The organism is Streptomyces sp. NPDC058812 (assembly GCF_042744565.1).
GTDB classification, from domain to species: domain Bacteria; phylum Actinomycetota; class Actinomycetes; order Streptomycetales; family Streptomycetaceae; genus Streptomyces; species Streptomyces thinghirensis.
In genome coordinates, this window is record NZ_JBHYOB010000004.1 from 197,609 (window position 1) to 219,675 (window position 22,067).

Sequence of the window (22,067 nt, forward strand, 5' to 3'; positions counted from 1 at the left end):
ACGGCGTTGCCCCAGCGCCCTACCCGCAGGCCCCTCCCGACAGCACCGACACCACCGGACAACAACCGGACAGTCACCGTACGTACCCGCTGAGTCACTTCTCACCGTACGCAAGCACCACCACGCTGAGTGACGTGAACCAGAAATCCGCCGAACTCACGACGCCCGTCCGCAACTTCAGCGTGCAGCTCTCCCCCACGCCACGCGGCGCCCGCCTCGCCCGCCTGCTCGCGACCGAGCAGCTCCGCACCTGGGGCCTCCCTCTGGACCCGGCCCGCCAACTCGTCGCCGAACTGGCGAGCAACGCGGCGGCCCACGGACGCGTCCCCGGCCGCGATTTCCGGCTCACGCTCTACGTCGTCGGCGAGACCCTCCGTATCGAGGTCACCGACACCCGGGGTGAGCGGCTCCCCGACGTCCGGACACCCCCGCCCGACGCGGAATCCGGCCGTGGCCTGCTGCTCGTCGAGGCGTTGGCGGGCCGTTGGGGAGTGACCGAGGGCCGCTTCCCGCGCAAAACCGTGTGGGCCGAACTGCGCTGCACACCACCGGAACCCACCTTCTGAGGTTTCGGTGCCGCCGGCGCCCTACCAAGGAAAGAACTCGGGAGAAAGAACCCGACCAGGCCCAACCTTTCCGCCCGAGGCACGTAATCACTCGGGCGGGTAAACATCACCGGCTCAGCTGGATTTAGGAACTCTCAACTCCCCTACGCCCAGCGCAAACAACCGCAGACATGCATCGGCCCTCGCCGGGACTGCCATCCCAATGCGAGGGCCTGATCACCAAGGACGAACGGACCTTCCCGATGGGTACCCATTCTCCTCGCGGTCGAGGCGCAGAGGAAGAAGGACCCGGAGAAACCGGCCGGCTGGGGCTACTACCTCGCGTACCTGCGCAGCAAGTACCGACTGCCGCCACTGCTGCTCGTGGTCTGCCAGGACCGCGCCACGGCCGAGTGGGCGACCCGGCCGCAGCCCATGGGGTTCTGTTCGTGGCCCTCTCTGACCGTACGGCCCATCGTCGCCGGACCCCACAACATGCCGGTGATCACCGACCCCGACGAGGCACGTACCGACCTCGCTCCGACCGCCTTGGCGGCCATCACGCACGCGGCGGACCCGGACATCGGTGCCATACAGAAAGCCCTGTCCACCGCGCTGCGGGACGTTCCCGAAGACGTGGCCGACCCCCTCGTCGAATTCACCGCTCAAGGCCTGGGTAACCGCCCGGCCCAATATCTCTGGAGGAAACTGGTGGCCGTGGACCTCTCGTCCTACAAGTCCTACATCTCCGAAGAGATCCGCGACGAAGGCCGTGAGCAGGGGCGCGCCCAGGGCCGCGCCGAGGACATCCTCCTCGTCCTGGAGCAGCGGGGCCTCGACGTCTCCGACGATGTCCGCAGGCGCGTCACCGACTGCGACGACCCCGAGGTCCTCCGCCACTGGCTCACCCGCGCCGTCACCGCGCCGAAGGCCGAAGAGATCCTCGATCGAAGAGGAATGAGCCCGCGTGGCGGTCCCGAGCAGACCCCGGACGCTCTGAGGGCCGCGCGACGAGGCGATGAAGGCAGTACGCGGTTGAGCCGGCCCCCTGGCAGGGGGGCCTCACCGTCACAGGTCCGGACCAACCTCTTGCCCCCGCCCCTACCTCGTCGCAAGCTCCCCTCATGGAGCTGGAGTTGCGGCATCTCAAGACGGTACGGGCCATCGCCGACGCCGGGAGCCTCACCAGGGCGGCGACGGCTCTCGGGCTCGCGCAGCCCGCGCTGAGCGCACAGCTCAAGCGGATCGAACGAGCCCTGGGCGGCCCGCTGTTCGTGCGCGGCCGGCACGGCGTGCGGGCCACCGCGCTGGGCGAGCTGGTGCTGGAGCGCAGCCGGATCGTGCTGCCCGCGGTGACCGAGTTGCAGCAGGAGGCGGCCCGGTTCGCGCGGGCGCCGCGCACCGCCGAGCGGCTTCGGCTGGGCGGTACGCACGGTCCGTTGCTGGGCGCGCTGGTCGACCGGCTGGCCGATGTGGCGCCCGACGCCCGGATGACGACCTGCACCTCCTGGTCGGAGCGGGAGCTGGCCGAGCAGCTCGCCGAGGGACGGCTGGACTTCGCGCTCGCCGGGACCTGCGGCTCCGCCGCCCCGCCCGGCGCCGAGGGGCTGGTCTGGCGGGAGGTCGCCGTCGACCCGGTGTTCGTGATGATGCCCGCCGGTCATCCGCTCGCCCACCGGCCGGAGGTGGACCTGACCGAGCTGGCGGGCGAGGAGTGGGCCTGCGTACCCGGCGACGGCTGCTTCGGCGACTGCTTCTCCGCGTCGTGCGCCCGCGCCGGGTTCACCCCGCGCCGCATGTACGAGACCGACACCGCGTCCCTGGTGCATCTGGTGCAGGTGGGACGGGCGGTCGGGCTGTGCCGGGCGACGTTCCCGACCACGCCCGGCATCGTCACCCGGCCGCTCACCGGCACGCCGCTGGCCTGGCGGCACCTGCTCGGCTGGCACGCCGTGACGCAGCGGCAGGACACCGCCGCGACCGTGCTGGCGCAGGCGCGCATGGCGCACGCGGGGGTGGCGGCGAGCAGCGACAGCTACACGGAGTGGATGGCGGCGCACCGCGTGCCCTGATCAACCCATCACCCCCCTGGCTTCCCTCGCCCGCCTTCCATAACGCCGGGGAGAGGGCCAACCGACGTCTTATGGCCGCCGGTCGTCCCTCCCTACGGTTTCGGCACCTCCCCACCGAGACCGAGGAGATCCCCCATGCCCCACCGACACCGACACACCAGAGCCATGGGTGCCGCCGTCGCCGCGACGGCCGCCCTGCTCGTGGCCGGGCTCAGCGGCTCCGCGAGCGCCGGGACGGCACCCACCGGCCCCGCATCCGGCGCCCCCACCGCCCCCACCGCCGCCGAGAGCCTCCGTGCCGACGCCGCGCCGCCCGCTCTGCTCCGGGCCATGCAGCGCGACCTCGGCCTCGACCGGGAGCAGGCCGAACGCCGTCTCGTCAACGAGGCCGACGCGGGCGCCACGGCGGGCCGGCTGCGTGCCGCGCTCGGCGGCGACTTCGCGGGCGCGTGGGTGCGGGGCGCCGAGTCCGGCACGCTGACCGTGGCGACGACGGACGCGGGCGACGCCGCGACGATCGAGGCCGAGGGCGCCGTGGCGAAGGTCGTGCGGCACTCGCTGGCCGACCTGGACGCGGCCAAGTCCCGGCTGGACCGGGCCGCCGCCGACCGGAACACCACCGACGCGCCGGTCCGGTACGTCGACGTGCGGACGAACACCGTCACCGTGCAGGCCGTACGCCCGTCCGCGGCACGCACGCTCCTCGACGCGGCCGGTGTCGACGCCGGGCTCGCCCGGGTCGAGAAGTCGGCCGAGAAGCCCCGTCCGTTCTACGACCTGCGGGGCGGCGAGGCGTACTACATCAACAACAGCGGGCGCTGCTCGATCGGCTTCCCCGTCACCAAGGGCGGCCAGCAGGGCTTCGCCACCGCCGGTCACTGCGGGCGGGCCGGGGCGAGCACGAGCGGCGCCAACCGAGTGGCGCAGGGGACCTTCCAGGGGTCCATATTCCCCGGGCGTGACATGGCGTGGGTGGCGACCAACTCCCAGTGGACCGCGACTCCGTACGTCAGCGGCGCCGGAGGCCAGAACGTCCAGGTCACCGGGTCCACCCAGGCCCCGGTCGGCGCGTCCGTGTGCCGCTCCGGTTCCACCACCGGCTGGCACTGCGGCACCATCCAGCAGCACAACACCAGCGTGACCTACCCCGAGGGCACCATCAGCGGCGTCACCCGCACCACGGTGTGCGCCGAGCCCGGCGACTCGGGTGGCTCGTACATCTCGGGCAGCCAGGCGCAGGGCGTCACCTCGGGCGGCTCGGGCAACTGCCGCAGCGGCGGTACGACGTTCTACCAGCCGATCAACCCGCTGCTCCAGAACTACGGCCTCACCCTGAAGACGAACGGTGACGGCGGCGAGGACCCGGGCGAGCCCGGAGAGCCCGGCGGCACCTGGGCGGCCGGCACCGTCTACCAGCCGGGCGACACCGTGACGTACGGCGGCGCCACCTACCGCTGCCTCCAGGGCCACCAGGCCCAGCAGGGCTGGGAGCCGTCGAACGTCCCGGCGCTGTGGCAGCGGGTCTGAGCGGCTGAGGGACCCACGGGGGACGGCCCCCGGGACGACCCGCGGGGGGCGTCCCACGGGGACGACGGGACGGGCCCGGGTGCGCAGTGGGAGAGCACCCGGGCCCGGGCACGTCGTCGGGTACGCGGGAGGCGTCCGGGTCAGGTGCGGGTGACCCGCCCGCAGTCTTCCGACTCGGACCCGGTGAGGGGCTGACTGCGGTCGTAGGGGTCCGTCAGAGGCCCGGTCGGCCGCTCACCGCTGGGACCGTCGTCGGCGAACCCGGGGTGCAGAAAGCCGTCGTGGACGCCGCAGGCGGTGTTGCCGTGCTCCGTGAAGTACTTCTCCAGCAGGAGCTTGCCCTCGGTCACGTCCCACGTGGCCGGGTCGTTCAGCGTCAGGGTGAGCACGCGGCGGACGATCGTGCGCGCCACCTCCCCGTCGCCTCCCTCCGCCCGCACCAGCGGGTAGACGAAGGTGTAGTCCGCGTTCACCTTCACCACGCCCGGCTTCCCCGCGGCCAACGTCATCCGGCCACGGACCTTGACCACGTCGCCGGCCAGGCGGGTCTCGTCCGGGTCGAAGCGGGTGAAGAGCTTGAGCGGGTCGTGCTCCTCGTCCGGTGCGCGCAGCGACCGGCGCAGCTTGGGCAGCAGCTCCGGTTGCTTCGGGTCGAGGACGGCCAGCGCCTTGTCCGGCCGTTCCCCGCGCAGTACGCCGGGGTCGAGGTTGGCGGCGACCAGCAGCTCCTTGGTGCGGCGCAGCGCGAACGCCACGTCCTCCTCGCTCATGCCGGAGAGTGCCTTCGCCTCCGGTATCTCGATGGCGTCGGCGCCCTCGGCCCACCGCTCGGCCGGCGAGCCGCGGAAGGGGTGCTCGAGCGTGGCCCGCCCGGACTGAGCGGGGTCGCCCGGGGCACCGGTCGGTCGCGCGGTCTCGGCCGCCAACGGCTGCTCGGATCCGCCGTCCCCGCCGGGCAGCCGGTCCAGCACCAGCGAGGGCCGTACGGCGACGACCGCGAGCGCCACCAGCGCCGCCACGCCGGCGACCACGCCCAAGCGGCGCCGGCGCGAGCCGCCGCCCTTCCCTACCCGCGTTGCCGGGCCCGTACGCCATCCCGGCGGGGTGCCGGGCGGCGGCCCCTGGGCCTTCCCCTTCCGGCCACCACGACCGCCGCCGGGGTGAGCGCGCCGCGCCGCCTCGTCCTCCTCCCGCAACCGCCGGGCCACCATCCGCGCCCGCGCGGATGGTTCCTTGGGCGCGGAGGTGCCACCGCCCTCGGCGGCCTCCCGCAGGAACGACTCCAGTTCCTCGTCGGACAGGGAGGAGGCCGACTCGTCGTCGGGGCGGTCGGAGGGCGGAACGGTACTCACGGACTCACTTCCGGGTGGCGGCGCGGGGCTGGGGTTTTCGACGATCTGACGATCAATGGTGGCGTCGCGTGGCGGAGGAGTGCACCGCCGTGGGGAATTCGTGACAGAACTGCTGCGCCGTCCGAGGCCGACCGGGTGGTCTTCCCCGTCAACGGCCGGCTGGACGGCGGGCCGACCGGAGCGGGCCCCGACGCCATCTGCGGCGCCGCCCGGTGGAGTCCGCGGGCGTGCGGGAGTGACCACGGCAACGGGGCATGGCAGAGGGGCCCGTACGACCGAAGTCGTACGGGCCCCTCTGTTCAGGCATCAACCCATGTCAGGTCAGTCGACCGACAAGCAAGCGGAGCTTACTTGTTGATCTTGGTGACCTGGCCGGCGCCCACGGTCCGGCCACCCTCGCGGATGGCGAACTTCAGGCCCTCTTCCATGGCGACGGGCTGGATGAGCTCCACCTTCATCTCGGTGTTGTCACCCGGCATGACCATCTCGGTGCCCTCGGGGAGGGTCACGACGCCGGTCACGTCCGTCGTACGGAAGTAGAACTGCGGACGGTAGTTGTTGAAGAAGGGGGTGTGACGGCCACCCTCGTCCTTCGACAGGATGTAGGCCTGGGCCTCGAACTCGGTGTGCGGCGTGACCGAACCGGGCTTGATGATGACCTGGCCGCGCTCGACGTCCTCGCGCTTGATGCCACGGAGGAGCAGACCGACGTTCTCACCGGCCTGGCCCTCGTCGAGCAGCTTGCGGAACATCTCGATGCCGGTGACCGTGGTGGTGGTCTTCTCGGTCTTGATGCCGATGATGTCGACGGTCTCGTTGACCTTGAGGACACCACGCTCGATGCGGCCGGTGACGACGGTGCCACGACCGGTGATCGTGAAGACGTCCTCGATCGGCATCAGGAACGGCTTGTCGACGTCGCGCTCGGGCTCCGGGATGGACTCGTCCACGGCCTTCATGAGCTCGAGGACCGAGTTGCCCCACTCCTTGTCGCCCTCAAGGGCCTTCAGAGCGGAGACCTTGACGACCGGCAGGTCGTCGCCCGGGAACTCGTACTCGGAGAGGAGCTCGCGCACCTCGAGCTCGACGAGCTCCAGGATCTCCTCGTCGTCCACCATGTCGGCCTTGTTCAGGGCGACGACGATGTACGGAACGCCGACCTGGCGGGCCAGGAGCACGTGCTCCTTGGTCTGCGGCATCGGGCCGTCGGTGGCCGCGACCACGAGGATGGCGCCGTCCATCTGCGCCGCACCCGTGATCATGTTCTTGATGTAGTCCGCGTGACCGGGGCAGTCGACGTGGGCGTAGTGACGCGTCTCGGTCTGGTACTCGACGTGCGCGATCGAGATCGTGATACCGCGCTGGCGCTCCTCGGGAGCCTTGTCGATCTGGTCGAAGGCCGAGGCCTCGTTCAGCTCGGGGTACGCGTCGTGCAGCACCTTGGTAATGGCGGCCGTGAGGGTCGTCTTACCGTGGTCGATGTGACCGATGGTGCCGATGTTGACGTGCGGCTTAGTCCGCTCGAACTTCGCCTTCGCCACTGGGGTCCTCCTGTGGAGTGGTTCTGTACGCCTTACTCATCGGCGCCAGGTGATCTTTGCTGGAAAGCCCGGGTGCCGGGGGCATTCCGCCGGGTTTACGGCGGAATGCCCCATGCAGGCTCCGGGGTCAAGCCTAAAGCGTGAGAACGGGGTCCGTTAAACGGAGTAGTCCGTTACTCGCCCTTGGCCTTCGCGATGATCTCCTCGGCGACGTTCCGGGGAACCTCGGCGTAGGAGTCGAACTGCATCGAGTAGCTTGCGCGACCCGACGTCTTGCTGCGGAGGTCGCCGACGTAGCCGAACATCTCCGAGAGGGGCACGAGGCCCTTCACGACACGGGCACCGGCCCGCTCCTCCATGGCCTGGATCTGGCCACGGCGGGAGTTGATGTCGCCGATGACCTCACCCATGTAGTCCTCGGGCGTGGTGACCTCGACGGACATCATCGGCTCCATGAGCACCGGCGAAGCCTTGCGCGCGGCCTCCTTGAAGGCCTGCGAACCGGCGATCTTGAACGCCAGCTCGGAGGAGTCGACCTCGTGGTAGCCACCGTCGATGAGCGTGACGCGGACGCCCGTCATCTCGTAGCCGGCCAGGATGCCGAACTGCATGGCCTCCTGGGCACCGGCGTCCACCGAAGGGATGTACTCCTTCGGGATACGGCCACCGGTCACCTTGTTCACGAACTCGTACGAGGTGTCGCCACCCTCGATCGGCTCGATCGCGATCTGCACCTTGGCGAACTGACCGGTACCACCGGTCTGCTTCTTGTGGGTGTAGTCCACGCGCTCGACGGCCTTGCGGATCGTCTCACGGTACGCGACCTGGGGCTTGCCGACGTTGGCCTCGACCCGGAACTCACGGCGCATACGGTCGACCAGCACCTCGAGGTGCAGCTCGCCCATACCACCGATGATGGTCTGGCCGGTCTCCTCGTCGGAGTGGACCTGGAAGGAGGGGTCCTCCTCGGCCAGGCGCTGGATAGCGACGCCGAGCTTCTCCTGGTCGCCCTTCGACTTGGGCTCGATGGCGACCTCGATGACCGGCGCCGGGAAGTCCATGGACTCCAGGATGACCGGGTTCTTGTCGTCGGACAGCGTCTCACCGGTGGTGGTCTGCTTCAGGCCCATGACGGCGACGATGTCACCGGCGCCCACCGACTCGATCTCCTCACGCTTGTTGGCGTGCATACGGTAGATCTTGCCGATGCGCTCCTTCTTGCCCTTGACGGGGTTCAGCACCGCGGTGCCGGACACCAGGCGGCCCGAGTAGACCCGGACGAAGGTGAGCTTGCCGAGGTGCGGGTCGCTCATGATCTTGAACGCGAGCGCGGCCAGCGGCTCGTCCTCGGACGGCTTGCGCTTGACGACGACCTCGGGGTCCTTGACGTCGTGGCCCTCGATGGCCTCGACGTCGAGCGGGGTCGGCAGGTAGCGCACGACCGCGTCGAGCAGGGGCTGGACGCCCTTGTTCTTGAACGCGGTGCCGCAGAACACCGGGGTGACCGTGGTGTCGCTGGACTTGCCGGAGGCGATGGTGATGCGACGGATCGCGGCGTACAGCTGCTCCTCGGTGGGCTCCTGGCCCTCCAGGAACAGCTCCATGATCTCTTCGTCGTTCTCCGCGACGCCCTCGACCAGCTTGCCGCGCCACTCCTCGGCGGCCTCGGTGTGCGTGGCCGGGATGTCGACGGTGTCGTACATCTCGCCCTTGGCGGCCTCGGCGGACCACACGAGCGCCTTCATGCGGACCAGGTCCACGACGCCCTTGAAGTCGGCCTCGGCACCGATCGGGAGCTGCATGACGAGCGGCTGGGCGCCCAGGCGGTCCGAGATCATCTCCACGCAGCGGTGGAACTCGGCGCCGGTACGGTCCAGCTTGTTCACGAAGCAGATACGCGGCACGCCGTAACGGTCGGCCTGGCGCCACACCGTCTCGGACTGCGGCTCGACACCGGCGACACCGTCGAACACGGTCACGGCACCGTCGAGCACACGCAGGGAGCGCTCCACCTCGACGGTGAAGTCGACGTGCCCCGGGGTGTCGATGATGTTGATCGTGTAGTCGTTGTCCTCGAGCGGCCAGTGACAGGTGGTCGCAGCAGACGTGATCGTGATGCCACGCTCCTGCTCCTGCTCCATCCAGTCCATCGTGGCGGCGCCGTCGTGGACCTCACCGATCTTGTACGACACGCCCGTGTAGAACAGGATCCGCTCGGTGGTGGTCGTCTTGCCCGCGTCGATGTGGGCCATGATCCCGATGTTGCGGACCTTGGCCAGGTCAAGTGAAGTGGTAGCCATAAGGCTTCAGTCTTCTCTCGGTCTCGATGTGGGTAGCGACTACCAGCGGTAGTGCGCGAAGGCCTTGTTGGACTCGGCCATCTTGTGCGTGTCCTCGCGCTTCTTCACAGCGGCGCCGAGGCCGTTGGAGGCGTCGAGGAGCTCGTTGAGCAGACGCTCGGTCATGGTCTTCTCGCGACGGGCGCGGGAGTAACCGACCAGCCAGCGCAGCGCGAGGGTGTTGGCGCGACCGGGCTTGACCTCGATCGGCACCTGGTACGTCGCACCACCGACACGGCGGGACTTGACCTCGAGGGTCGGCTTGATGTTCTCAAGAGCGCGCTTCAGCGTGATGACCGGGTCGTTGCCGGTCTTCTCGCGCAGGCCCTCCATGGCGCCGTAGACGATGCGCTCGGCGGTGGAGCGCTTGCCGTTCAGCAGCACCTTGTTGATCAGGGAGGTCACCAGAGGAGAACCGTAGACCGGGTCGATGATGACCGGGCGCTTCGGGGCGGGGCCCTTACGAGGCATTCTTACTTCTCCTTCTTGGCGCCGTAGCGGCTGCGGGCCTGCTTGCGGTTCTTGACACCCTGGGTGTCGAGGGAACCGCGGATGATCTTGTAGCGAACACCCGGCAGGTCCTTCACACGGCCGCCGCGCACGAGCACGATGGAGTGCTCCTGCAGGTTGTGCCCCTCACCCGGAATGTAAGCGGTGACCTCGATCCCGCTGGTCAGACGCACACGCGCGACCTTACGCAGGGCCGAGTTCGGCTTCTTCGGGGTGGTCGTGAACACACGCGTGCAGACGCCGCGACGCTGGGGCGAACCCTCGAGTGCGGGCGTCTTGTTCTTCTCGACCTTGTCCTGCCGGCCCTTCCGGACCAGCTGCTGGATCGTAGGCACTACTTCTCCGGTTTCTGTGTGCCGAATGGTGAAGCTAACCTGGAACATCTCCGACCCACGCGGTCGGGTGTGTCGAAGCCGCGAACCCCTGCCGCCAGGCGGAGGAAAGCGCGGATTGCGGTGGCCGGTCACGACCCTCACTGCGGTTGAAGGCACGCACGAGGGCCAGGGCACACCCCAGGCACAAGGTCTGAGCGTACCTATCGCATTCGCTGCGGTCAAAACAAATGGGCGAGACCGGCAGCCGCGCCCGGATCGCCCCGGTTTCGCCCGTTCGACACGAGGAGCTCCGCCGGCGCCACCAGGATCCCGCGCGGCCCCCCGCCACGCGGGCCTTTCGCCACGCGGCCTCTCCGCCACGCGGACCCTTCACCACGCAGGCCCTCCGCCACGCGGCCTCTCCGCCACGCGGGCCCTTCGCCACGCGGCCTCTCCACCACGCGGGCCCATCACCACGCGGGCCCTTCGCCACGCGGCCTCTCCACCACGCGGGCCCTTCACCACGCAGGCCCTCCGCCACGCGGCCTCTCCACCACGCGGGCCCTTCACCACGCAGGCCCTCCGCCACGCGGCCTCTCCACCACCCGGACCCTTCACCACGCAGGCCCTCCGCCACCCGGACCCTCCACCACGCAGGCCCTCCACCACGCCGCCTCTCCGCCACGCGGGCCCTTCGCCACGCGCGCACCGGCCACGACGGACGGCGCCCTCGTCCCGCACGGGGCCGGGCGCCGGAACGCGGGCGCCGCCGCCTCGTGCCTCAGACCCGCGGCACCGGAACGCGCGCTCCCGCCGCCGGGACGGCCGGGGCCTCCCGAGGCCCCGGCGAGCGGGTGGCGGCGCCGCGTGCGGACGCCTCGACCGCGAAGCCGCCGGCGCCGTCCGCATCGCCGGCGGCCCGCCCGGCACCGGCCGACGCGGACTCCGCGGTGCCGCCGGGGACGGGCTCGGACCGCGAGGCGGAGGCGCCGTCCGTGACGCCGGGGACCGACTCGGACCGCCGGTCGGAAGCACCACCCGAAGCGCCGCCGGCCGACTCCGACCGCCGGTCGGACACCCCGCCCGAGACAGCGCGGACCGACTCGGACCGCCGGTCGGAAGCACCACCCGAAGCGCCGCCGGCCGACTCCGATCGCGGGCCGGACGTCGCACCCGGGGCGCCAGGGGCGGGCTCGGACCGCCGGTCGGACGTCCCACCCGAGACAGCGCGGGCCGCTTCGGACCGCAGGTCGGAAGCCCCACCCGAAGCCCCACCGGCCGACTCCGACCGCCGGTCGGACACCCCGCCCGAGACAGCGCCGGCCGACTCGGACCGCCGGTCGGACGCCCCGCCCGAGGCCGCGTCGGTGGCGGCGTCCCCGACCGGTGGCCGGGCTGCCGTGTCGTCGCGGACGAAGTACGTGGGCCGGTTCTGCACGGCCGTGTATATGCGGCCGACGTACTCGCCGAGCAGGCCCACGCAGATCAGCTGCACGCCGCCGATGAAGACGATGCCGGTGAAGAGCGACGTCCAGCCGGGCACCGTGCGGCCCAGGGCGAAGGCGGTGAGGGTGTAGACGAGCAGCGCCAGGCAGACCACGAAGGCGCCGGCGCCCAGCCAGGTGGCGATGCGCAGCGGGGCCGCGGAGAAGCCGGTGACGCTGTCGACCGCGAGGCGGATCATCCGGCCCAGCGGGTACTTGGTGCGGCCCGCGGTGCGCGGCGCGCGCTCGTACGTCACCTGCCCGCTCGGGAAGCCCAGCCAGGGCACGAGGAGCCGGTAGACCCGCTGCTGGTCCGGCAGAGCCTTCAGGGCGTCCACCGCGGCTCGGCTGAGCAGCCGGAAGTCGCCCGCCTGCGCGGGGACCGACGGGCCCGCCAGGCGCCGCATGAGGCGGTAGTAGAGGCCCGCGCTCCAGCGCTTGAACCCGGTGTCGCTGCTGCGGTCGGCGCGGACGCCGTACACGATGTCGAGCCCCTCGGCGCGGGCCAGCGCCAGCATGTCGGGGATCTTCTCCGGCGGGTCCTGGAGGTCGGCGTCCAGGCTCACCACGTAGGCCCCGGACGCCCGGTCCAGACCGGCGGTGAGGGCGGCCTGGTGGCCGGAGTTGCGCCGCAGCGCGACCACGCGCAGTTCCGGCCAGCCCAGCCGGAAGGCGGCGAGCAGTTCCGCCGTACGGTCCCCGCTGCCGTCGTCCACCGCCACGACCTCGTGGGGGACGCCCAGCTCCGTCAGGACCGGCCGCAGCCTGCTGACCAGCGCGGGCAGGACCTCTTCCTCGTTGTACATCGGAATGACGACCGACAGCACGATCGGTTCGTGCAGTTCCTCGTCCCGTTCCTCGGGCACCGCGCCTCCCCTCCCCCGAACACCGAGCACAGATGTGCGACTCTTGTGCGATCTTATGGCAGCAATTGACGGTTGAGGGTGGACTGAGGGGGATGACAGCCATGGACACGGCTGCCGACGACACGGTGACCGACGGGTCGCGCGGCGCACCGGACGGGCAGCCCGACGACCGCCCGGAACGCTCCTGGCGGACCTGGCAGACCTGGCGGACCTGGCGTCCGACGCTGCCGGACGGCGCCCGCCCCTACCTGCCCGCGCTCGTCCTCTACGGCACCACGAAACTCGTCGGCCTCACGGTCTTCGCCTCCCTGCTGAAGTACGCCGGGGACTACAGGGGGAAGAACCCGCGCTTCGGCGGCGGCGCCCACTGGTGGGACGTCCTGGCCACCTGGGACGGCTGGTGGTACCTCCAGGTCGCCGAGCACGGCTACAGCCCCTCCCTGGTGCGGCTCGACTCGGACGGCCTGTTCACCGTCCAGCAGAACTCGGTCGCCTTCTTCCCGCTCTACCCGGCGCTGATCCGCATGGTCTCGGAGACCACGGGCCTCGGCCTGTACGGCTCCGGCATCCTCGTCTCCGTCGTCTTCTCGTTCGTCGCGGCGGCGGGCATCTTCGCCGTGGTCCGCCTCGTCGCCGGCGCCCGCGCGGGCACCATCGCCGCGGGGCTGTGGGCCGTGGCACCGGGTGCGGGCGTCGAGTGGGCGGTGTACTCCGAGTCCCTGTTCGTCGCCATCGCCGCCTGGGCCTGCTACGCCGTCATGACCAAGCGCTGGGTGGTGGCCGGCCTGCTCGCCTTCACCGCGGGCCTGAACCGCCCCACGTCCGCCGTGCTCATAGGCGCCGTGGGACTCGCCGCGCTGGTGACGCTCGCCCGCCCCGCGACCAGACGCGAGCACGGCGTGCGCGGCCCCGTGTACGCGATGGTCGTCGCTCCCCTGGGCCTGCTCTCCTACATCGCCTGGGTCGGCTACAGCACCGGTGAGGCCACGGCGTACTTCACGCTCCAGCGCGAGGGCTGGGCGCACTTCTTCGACTACGGCGCCTACACCCTGGACGTGCTGCGCAACCTCGCGGTGGGCAGGGGCGACTACCACTTCGCCTTCTCCACCCCGGACCTGCTCTCCCTCCAGCTGGTCCTGGCGCTGCCGTTCCTCATCGCCCTGATGCTGCGCAAGAAGCCCCCGCTGGTGCTCGTCGCGTACACCCTGGCGACGATCGTCACCGTCCTCGGCACCCAGCAGATGTTCGGCAACACGATGCGCTACCTGCTGCCCGCCTTCCCCCTGCTCCTCGCCCCCGCCGCGGCCCTCAGCCGCCTGAAGCTCCCGAGCCTGGTGGTCTTCTTCTCCACGGCCGCGCTCGCCTCCGGCTGGTACGCGCACTACGTCATCTTCGAGCTGGGCGTGCCGTAGCCCCCCTCCGCACGCACGCCGAAGGGCGGCCACCCCACGGGGTGACCGCCCTTCGGTCGTAGCGGCCTTCTCAGGCGACTCGCTTACTGGTTGTACGGACCGTAGTCGTAGTCCTCCAGCGGAACGGCCTGGCCGGAGCCCGTGCCGAACGGCGAGTAGTCGATGTCGTCGTAGCCGACGGCCGAGTACATCGCGGCCTTGGCCTCCTCGGTCGGCTCCACCCGGATGTTGCGGTAGCGGGACAGACCCGTACCGGCCGGGATGAGCTTACCGATGATGACGTTCTCCTTGAGGCCGATGAGGCTGTCGGACTTGGCGTTGATCGCCGCATCCGTCAGGACTCGGGTCGTCTCCTGGAAGGAGGCGGCCGACAGCCAGGACTCCGTCGCCAGCGAGGCCTTGGTGATACCCATCAGCTGCGGACGACCGGAGGCCGGGTGACCGCCCTCCTGGACCACACGACGGTTCTCGGTCTCGAACTTCGTACGCTCGACCAGCTCGCCGGGCAGCAGCTCGGCGTCGCCGGACTCGATGATCGTCACGCGGCGCAGCATCTGCCGGATGATGATCTCGATGTGCTTGTCGTGGATCGACACGCCCTGCGAGTTGTAGACCTTCTGGACCTCACCGACCAGGTGGACCTGGACGGCACGCTGACCCAGGATGCGCAGCACGTCGTGCGGGTTGGTGGCACCCACGGTGAGCTTCTGGCCCACCTCGACGTGATCGCCCTCGCCGACCAGCAGACGGGCGCGCTTCGAGATCGGGAACGCCGTCTCGTCGCTGCCGTCGTCCGGGGTGACGACGAGCTTCTTGGTCTTCTCGGTCTCCTCGATCCGGACGCGGCCGGAGGCCTCGGAGATCGGGGCGACACCCTTCGGGGTACGGGCCTCGAAGAGCTCGACGACACGCGGCAGACCCTGGGTGATGTCGTCACCGGCCACACCACCGGTGTGGAAGGTACGCATCGTCAGCTGGGTACCGGGCTCACCGATGGACTGGGCGGCGATGATGCCGACCGCCTCACCGATGTCGACCAGCTTGCCGGTGGCCAGCGAGCGGCCGTAGCACATGGCGCAGGTGCCGACCTGGGACTCGCAGGTCAGGATCGAACGGGTCTTGACCTCCTCGACACCGTGGCGCACGAGCTGGTCGATGAGCACGTCACCGAGGTCGACGTTGGCCGGCGCGATCACCTTGCCGTCGATGACGACGTCCTCGGCGAGCATGCGGGCGTACACGCTGGTCTCGACGTCCTCCGTCTTGCGCAGCGTCCCGTCGGCGTCACGCGAGGCGATCGGCAGCTTGAGACCGCGCTCGGTGCCGCAGTCCTCCTCGCGAATGATGACGTCCTGGGAGACGTCGACCAGACGACGCGTGAGGTAACCCGAGTCGGCGGTACGCAGAGCGGTGTCCGCCAGACCCTTACGGGCACCGTGCGTGGAGATGAAGTACTCCAGCACGGACAGGCCCTCACGGAAGGAGGCCTTGATGGGACGCGGGATCGTCTCGTTCTTCGCGTTCGACACCAGACCACGCATACCGGCGATCTGACGCATCTGCATCATGTTGCCTCGTGCACCCGAGTTCACCATCATGAAGATCGGGTTGGTCTTCGGGAAGTTGTCGTTCATCGCCTCGGCGACCTCGTTGGTCGCCTTGGTCCAGATCGCGATGAGCTCCTGCGTGCGCTCGTCCTTGGTGATCAGACCGCGCTCGTACTGCTTCTGGACCTTCTCGTCCTGCGCCTCGTAGCCCTTGACGATCTCCTTCTTCGCCTCGGGAACGACGACGTCGGAGATGGCCACGGTGACACCGGAACGGGTCGCCCAGAAGAAGCCGGCCGCCTTCAGGTTGTCGAGCGTCGCCGCCACGATGACCTTCGGGTAGCGCTCGGCGAGGTCGTTGACGATCTCGGAGAGCTGCTTCTTGCCGACCTCGTAGTCGACGAAGGGGTAGTCCTCGGGCAGCAGCTCGTTGAAGAGCGCGCGGCCCAGCGTGGTCTTCAGGGTGAAGGTGTCACCCTGCTGCCACTCCGGCTCGCCCTCCTCGCGGGCCGGGGGCTCCCAGCCGCGGGGCGGGATGGTGCCCACCGGGAAGCGGATGTCGACCTTCGACTGGAGCGACAGGTCGCCCGCGTCGAACGCCATGATCGCCTCGGCGGCGGACCCGAAGGCGCGGCCCTCGCCCTTGAGGTCGCGGCCCTCGCCGTCGGTGGTGAGGAAGAACAGACCGAGGACCATGTCCTGGGTCGGCATCGTCACCGGACGGCCGTCGGCCGGCTTCAGGATGTTGTTCGAGGACAGCATCAGGATGCGGGCCTCGGCCTGCGCCTCCGCGGAGAGCGGCAGGTGCACGGCCATCTGGTCACCGTCGAAGTCCGCGTTGAACGCGGTGCAGACGAGCGGGTGGATCTGGATGGCCTTGCCCTCGACCAGCTGCGGCTCGAAGGCCTGGATGCCGAGGCGGTGCAGCGTGGGCGCACGGTTCAGCAGAACCGGGTGCTCCGCGATGACCTCTTCCAGCACGTCGTACACGACCGTGCGGCCGCGCTCGACCATGCGCTTGGCGCTCTTGATGTTCTGCGCGTGGTTCAGGTCGACCAGGCGCTTCATCACGAACGGCTTGAAGAGCTCCAGCGCCATGGCCTTGGGCAGACCGCACTGGTGCAGCTTCAGCTGCGGACCGACGACGATGACGGAACGCGCCGAGTAGTCGACTCGCTTGCCGAGCAGGTTCTGACGGAAGCGGCCCTGCTTGCCCTTGAGCATGTCGGACAGCGACTTCAGCGGACGGTTGCCGGGGCCCGTCACCGGGCGGCCACGACGGCCGTTGTCGAAGAGCGCGTCGACGGCCTCCTGGAGCATGCGCTTCTCGTTGTTCACGATGATCTCGGGCGCGCCGAGGTCGAGAAGCCGCTTCAGGCGGTTGTTGCGGTTGATCACGCGGCGGTACAGGTCGTTCAGGTCGGAGGTCGCGAAGCGGCCACCGTCCAGCTGCACCATCGGACGCAGGTCCGGCGGGATGACCGGCACGCAGTCCAGCACCATGCCCTTGGGGCTGTTGCTGGTCTGCAGGAACGCGGAGACGACCTTGAGGCGCTTGAGCGCACGGGTCTTCTTCTGGCCCTTGCCGGTACGGATGATCTCGCGGAGGCGCTCGGCCTCCTCGTCGAGGTCGAAGGACTCCAGGCGCTTCTGCAGGGCAGCCGCACCCATGGAGCCGTCGAAGTAGGTGCCGAAGCGGTCGCGCAGCTCGCGGTAGAGCAGCTCGTCGCCCTCCAGGTCCTGGACCTTGAGGTTCTTGAACCGGCTCCACACCTCGTCGAGGCGGTCGATCTCGCGCTGCGCACGGTCGCGCAGCTGCTTCATCTCACGCTCGGCACCCTCGCGCACCTTGCGGCGCACGTCGGCCTTGGCGCCCTCGGCCTCCAGCTCGGCCAGGTCGGTCTCGAGCTTCTTGGCGCGGGCCTCCAGGTCGGAGTCGCGGCGCTGCTCGATCTGCTGGCGCTCGACGGAGACGTGGGCCTCCAGCGAGGGCAGGTCGCGGGTGCGGCGCTCCTCGTCGACGTACGTGATCATGTACGCCGCGAAGTAGATGACCTTCTCCAGGTCCTTCGGGGCGAGGTCGAGCAGGTAGCCCAGCCGCGACGGAACGCCCTTGAAGTACCAGATGTGGGTGACGGGGGCGGCCAGTTCGATGTGGCCCATCCGCTCACGGCGCACCTTGGCGCGCGTGACCTCGACGCCACACCGCTCACAGATGATGCCCTTGAAGCGGACACGCTTGTACTTGCCGCAGTAGCACTCCCAGTCCCGGGTCGGACCGAAGATCTTCTCGCAGAAGAGTCCGTCCTTTTCGGGCTTGAGCGTGCGGTAGTTGATCGTCTCGGGCTTCTTGACCTCGCCGTGGCTCCACTGACGGATGTCGTCAGCGGTGGCCAGACCGATCCGGAGCTCGTCGAAGAAGTTGACGTCGAGCACTATGCGTCAATCCCTCTCAGGGTTGTAAGTCTTGGGGTCTGAAACGGGGGTCCTGGGGCCGGCGGGGCTCATGGACCTCATGGGCATGAGCCCCGCCGGACTCCCGTCAGACCTCTTCGACGCTGCTCGGCTCGCGCCGGGACAGGTCGATGCCGAGCTCCTCCGCTGCGCGGAAGACGTCCTCGTCGGTGTCACGCATCTCGATGGACATGCCGTCCGAGGACAGCACCTCCACGTTGAGGCACAGGGACTGCATCTCCTTGATGAGCACCTTGAAGGACTCGGGGATGCCGGGCTCAGGGATGTTCTCGCCCTTGACGATGGCCTCGTAGACCTTCACGCGGCCGGTCACGTCGTCGGACTTGATGGTCAGCAGCTCCTGGAGGGCGTACGCGGCGCCGTAAGCCTCCAGCGCCCACACCTCCATCTCACCGAAGCGCTGGCCACCGAACTGGGCCTTACCACCCAGCGGCTGCTGGGTGATCATCGAGTACGGACCGGTCGACCGGGCGTGCAGCTTGTCGTCGACCAGGTGGTGGAGCTTGAGGATGTACATGAAGCCGACCGAGATCGGCTCCGGGAACGGCTCACCGGAGCGGCCGTCGAACAGCCGTGCCTTGCCGGACGGGAGCACCATGCGCTCGCCGTCGCGGTTCGGGATGGTGTGCTGGAGCAGACCGGCCAGCTCGTCCTCACGCGCACCGTCGAAGACCGGGGTGGCGACGTTGGTGCCGGGCTCGACCTTGTCGGCGCCGATGGCCTGCAGGCGCTCGGCCCACTCCTCCGCGAGGCCGGAGACGTCCCAGCCGCGGCTGGCGAGCCAGCCGAGGTGGATCTCCAGGACCTGTCCCGGGTTCATTCGGGACGGGACACCCAGCGGGTTCAGGATGATGTCGACCGGGGTGCCGTCCTCAAGGAACGGCATGTCCTCGATCGGGTTGATCTTGGAGATGACGCCCTTGTTGCCGTGCCGGCCGGCGAGCTTGTCACCGTCGGTGATCTTGCGCTTCTGCGCGACGTAGACGCGGACCAGCTGGTTCACGCCCGGCGGCAGCTCGTCGCCCTCTTCGCGGTCGAAGACGCGGACGCCGATGACCTTGCCGATCTCGCCGTGCGGCACCTTCAGGGAGGTGTCGCGCACCTCGCGCGCCTTCTCACCGAAGATCGCGCGGAGCAGGCGCTCCTCCGGCGTCAGCTCGGTCTCGCCCTTGGGCGTGACCTTGCCGACGAGGATGTCGCCGGCGACGACCTCGGCACCGATGCGGATGATGCCGCGCTCGTCGAGGTCGGCGAGGACCTCCTCGGAGACGTTCGGGATGTCCCGGGTGATCTCCTCGGGGCCGAGCTTGGTGTCACGGGCGTCGACCTCGTGCTCCTCGATGTGGATCGAGGAGAGGACGTCGTCCTGCACGAGGCGCTGCGACAGGATGATCGCGTCCTCGTAGTTGTGGCCCTCCCACGGCATGAACGCGACCAGCAGGTTCTTGCCGAGCGCCATCTCGCCGTTCTCGGTGGCCGGACCGTCGGCCAGGACCTGGCCCTCGATGATCCGGTCGCCCTCGGCGACGATGACCTTCTGGTTGACCGAGGTTCCCTGGTTGGACCGGGAGAACTTGGCCAGGCGGTACGTGATGTACGTGCCGTCGTCGTTGGTGGTGGTGATGTAGTCCGCGGAGACCTCCTGGACCACACCCGCCTTCTCGGCCTTGACCACGTCGCCGGCGTCGGCGGCGGAGCGGTACTCCATGCCGGTGCCGACCAGCGGGGACTCGCTCTTGATGAGCGGCACCGCCTGACGCATCATGTTCGCGCCCATGAGGGCACGGTTGGCGTCGTCGTGCTCGAGGAACGGGATCATGGCGGTCGCGACCGACACCATCTGGCGCGGCGAGACGTCCATGTAGTCGACGTCGTCACCGGGGACGTAGTCGACCTCGCCGCCACGGCGGCGGACCAGGACGCGGGCCTCGGAGAAGCGCATGTCGTCGTTGAGCGTGGCGTTGGCCTGCGCGATGACGAAGCGGTCCTCCTCGTCGGCGGTCAGGTAGTCCACGTCGTCCGTGACCTGGCCGTCGACGACCTTGCGGTAAGGCGTCTCGATGAAGCCGAACGGGTTGATCCGGCCGTACGAGGCGAGCGAGCCGATCAGACCGATGTTCGGGCCTTCGGGCGTCTCGATCGGGCACATGCGGCCGTAGTGCGACGGGTGAACGTCACGGACCTCGAAGCCGGCCCGCTCACGGGAGAGACCACCCGGGCCGAGGGCGTTCAGACGACGCTTGTGCGTCAGCCCCGACAGCGGGTTGTTCTGGTCCATGAACTGGGACAGCTGGCTGGTGCCGAAGAACTCCTTGATGGAGGCGACGACCGGCCGGATGTTGATCAGGGTCTGCGGCGTGATCGCCTCGACGTCCTGGGTCGTCATGCGCTCGCGCACGACGCGCTCCATACGGGCGAGACCCGTACGGACCTGGTTCTGGATCAGCTCGCCGACGTTGCGGATGCGGCGGTTGCCGAAGTGGTCGATGTCGTCGGTCTCGACGACGATCTCCCGGCCCGACTCGCCGACTGTCTCGGTCTCACCGGCGTGCAGCTTCACCAGGTACTTGATGGTGGCGATGACGTCGTCGGTGGTGAGGACGCCGGCGTCCAGCGGCTCGTCGGCGCCGAGCTTCTTGTTCACCTTGTAGCGGCCGACCTTGGCGAGGTCGTAGCGCTTCGGGTTGAAGTAGAGGTTCTCGAGCAGCGTCTGCGCGGCCTCACGCGTGGGGGGCTCGCCCGGACGCAGCTTGCGGTAGATGTCGAGCAGCGCGTCGTCCTGGCCCTGGGTGTGGTCCTTCTCCAGGGTGGCGCGCATGGACTCGTACTCGCCGAACTCCTCGAGGATCTGCTCGGTGGTCCAACCGAGGGCCTTGAGGAGGACGGTCACGGACTGCTTGCGCTTGCGGTCGATGCGGACACCGACCATGTCGCGCTTGTCGATCTCCATCTCCAGCCAGGCACCCCGGGACGGGATGATCTTGGCGGAGAAGATGTCCTTGTCGGACGTCTTGTCGATGGAGGAGTCGAAGTAGACACCCGGCGAACGGACCAGCTGCGACACCACGACACGCTCGGTGCCGTTGATGACGAAGGTGCCCTTGTTGGTCATGAGCGGGAAGTCGCCCATGAAGACCGTCTGGGACTTGATCTCGCCGGTCTCGTTGTTGGTGAACTCGGCGGTGACGAAGAGCGGGGCCGCGTACGTGAAGTCGCGGTCCTTGCACTCGTCGATGCTGTTCTTGGGGGGCTCGAAGCGGTGGTCGCGGAACGTCAGCGACATCGACCCGGAGAAGTCCTCGATCGGCGAGATCTCCTCGAAGATCTCTTCCAGACCGGACTTGGTGGGGACGTCCTGTCCGGACTCCAGAGCCGACTCGACGCGAGCCTTCCACGCGTCGTTGCCGAGCAGCCAGTCAAAGCTCTCGGTTTGCAGCGCGAGAAGGTTCGGAACCTCGAGGGGCTCCTTGATCTTTGCAAAGGAGATGCGCAGCGGGGCGGTGCTGGCAGCGTTGTTCGTATTCGCGGTCGAGGCATTGCGCGAGGCGGCCAAGAGGGGGTCCTTCCGAGGGCTCGGACTCACTACGCGCGTACCGGCCCCTCTTCCGTGCACGAAGACAGGGGGCGCCTGATGTGGCTGTAAAGCCAGGTCAGGCAGGCTCTGGTCGTCGGTGCTCGGGCGAGGGCAGACCCCTGGTGACGGGCAGGGGGCAACTAACAGGCAGCGCAAAGGGTCAGTGTAGCCACATGGCACACTGATGTCCAGTGCGGGTCTCGATGACCGTGTTCGCTCCTCGTTGTTCTCACCACCTGCGGCAAGGCCTCGCCCTCAACGCACCGTGATACTGCCCTCTTCGCCGTGGATCCATGCCTCGGATTCGGATCCGTGTGACGACGCGTCCTGAGAATCGCGCGCTGCGTGCGGTTCGTCAAGGCCCCCCTTGCCCGAACCGCCTGCCGCCTGGGGGCTCTCAGGGCCTCGGCGACGGCACGACGAAGATCACCATACTCTTCGCCGTCGCGCGTGCAAGGCAGCCACCGCCGGACCCCCTGATACGCCGAAGAGCGACCACCCGGATGGAT

The 22,067-nt window shown here is 69.2% G+C and carries 11 protein-coding genes and 2 pseudogenes; 5 read left to right on the plus strand and 8 right to left on the minus strand.

Annotated features, from left to right (window positions below):
* The first annotated feature begins 134 nt into the window (after nucleotides 1-134).
* From ACFW48_RS10460 to ACFW48_RS10475, 4 genes and pseudogenes are all read left to right on the plus strand, one after another.
* Nucleotides 135-566, plus strand: coding sequence for an ATP-binding protein (locus ACFW48_RS10460; RefSeq protein ID WP_386312479.1), 432 nt, complete (start codon nucleotides 135-137; stop codon nucleotides 564-566).
* Nucleotides 567-818: 252 nt separating this feature from the next.
* A pseudogene (locus ACFW48_RS10465) lies at nucleotides 819-1,493 on the plus strand (hypothetical protein); the annotation flags it as partial.
* Nucleotides 1,494-1,669: 176 nt separating this feature from the next.
* The gene (locus ACFW48_RS10470; protein ID WP_386312481.1) at nucleotides 1,670-2,617 is read left to right on the plus strand and encodes a LysR family transcriptional regulator; all 948 of its coding nucleotides are present in this window, start codon (nucleotides 1,670-1,672) and stop codon (nucleotides 2,615-2,617) included.
* 135 nt (nucleotides 2,618-2,752) lie between these two features.
* Entirely contained in the window at nucleotides 2,753-4,144 is a 1,392-nt protein-coding gene (locus ACFW48_RS10475; RefSeq protein WP_386312484.1) for a carbohydrate-binding protein, read from the plus strand.
* A gap of 140 nt (nucleotides 4,145-4,284) precedes the next feature.
* On the opposite strand, the gene ACFW48_RS10480 is transcribed toward ACFW48_RS10475, so the two are convergent.
* From ACFW48_RS10480 to ACFW48_RS10505, 6 genes and pseudogenes are all read right to left on the minus strand, one after another.
* Nucleotides 4,285-5,496: a hypothetical protein gene (locus ACFW48_RS10480; protein ID WP_386312486.1), complete on the minus strand. Its 1,212-nt coding sequence runs from the start codon at nucleotides 5,494-5,496 to the stop codon at nucleotides 4,285-4,287.
* A gap of 347 nt (nucleotides 5,497-5,843) precedes the next feature.
* Nucleotides 5,844-7,037, minus strand: a complete 1,194-nt coding sequence (gene tuf, locus ACFW48_RS10485; RefSeq protein WP_055418382.1) for an elongation factor Tu — start codon at nucleotides 7,035-7,037, stop codon at nucleotides 5,844-5,846.
* Nucleotides 7,038-7,210: 173 nt separating this feature from the next.
* The gene (fusA, locus tag ACFW48_RS10490) at nucleotides 7,211-9,337 is read right to left on the minus strand and encodes an elongation factor G (protein WP_386312488.1); all 2,127 of its coding nucleotides are present in this window, start codon (nucleotides 9,335-9,337) and stop codon (nucleotides 7,211-7,213) included.
* 39 nt (nucleotides 9,338-9,376) lie between these two features.
* Entirely contained in the window at nucleotides 9,377-9,847 is a 471-nt protein-coding gene (rpsG, locus tag ACFW48_RS10495; RefSeq protein ID WP_003974303.1) for a 30S ribosomal protein S7, read from the minus strand.
* Between the two features lie 2 nt (nucleotides 9,848-9,849).
* Nucleotides 9,850-10,221: a 30S ribosomal protein S12 gene (gene rpsL, locus ACFW48_RS10500; protein ID WP_003948652.1), complete on the minus strand. Its 372-nt coding sequence runs from the start codon at nucleotides 10,219-10,221 to the stop codon at nucleotides 9,850-9,852.
* Nucleotides 10,222-11,557: 1,336 nt separating this feature from the next.
* Nucleotides 11,558-12,550 (minus strand): annotated as a pseudogene (locus ACFW48_RS10505) (glycosyltransferase family 2 protein); the annotation flags it as partial.
* A 101-nt stretch (nucleotides 12,551-12,651) separates the two neighbouring features.
* On the opposite strand from ACFW48_RS10505, the gene ACFW48_RS10510 reads away from it, so the two are divergent.
* On the plus strand, nucleotides 12,652-13,962 hold the full coding sequence (locus ACFW48_RS10510) for a hypothetical protein (protein ID WP_386313051.1): 1,311 nt from the start codon (nucleotides 12,652-12,654) through the stop codon (nucleotides 13,960-13,962).
* Between the two features lie 83 nt (nucleotides 13,963-14,045).
* On the opposite strand, the gene ACFW48_RS10515 is transcribed toward ACFW48_RS10510, so the two are convergent.
* Together ACFW48_RS10515 and rpoB are read right to left on the minus strand one after the other, a co-directional pair.
* Nucleotides 14,046-17,945: a DNA-directed RNA polymerase subunit beta' gene (locus ACFW48_RS10515; RefSeq protein ID WP_386312491.1), complete on the minus strand. Its 3,900-nt coding sequence runs from the start codon at nucleotides 17,943-17,945 to the stop codon at nucleotides 14,046-14,048.
* Nucleotides 17,946-18,051: 106 nt separating this feature from the next.
* Nucleotides 18,052-21,537: a DNA-directed RNA polymerase subunit beta gene (gene rpoB, locus ACFW48_RS10520; RefSeq protein ID WP_386312492.1), complete on the minus strand. Its 3,486-nt coding sequence runs from the start codon at nucleotides 21,535-21,537 to the stop codon at nucleotides 18,052-18,054.
* Nucleotides 21,538-22,067 lie beyond the last annotated feature (530 nt).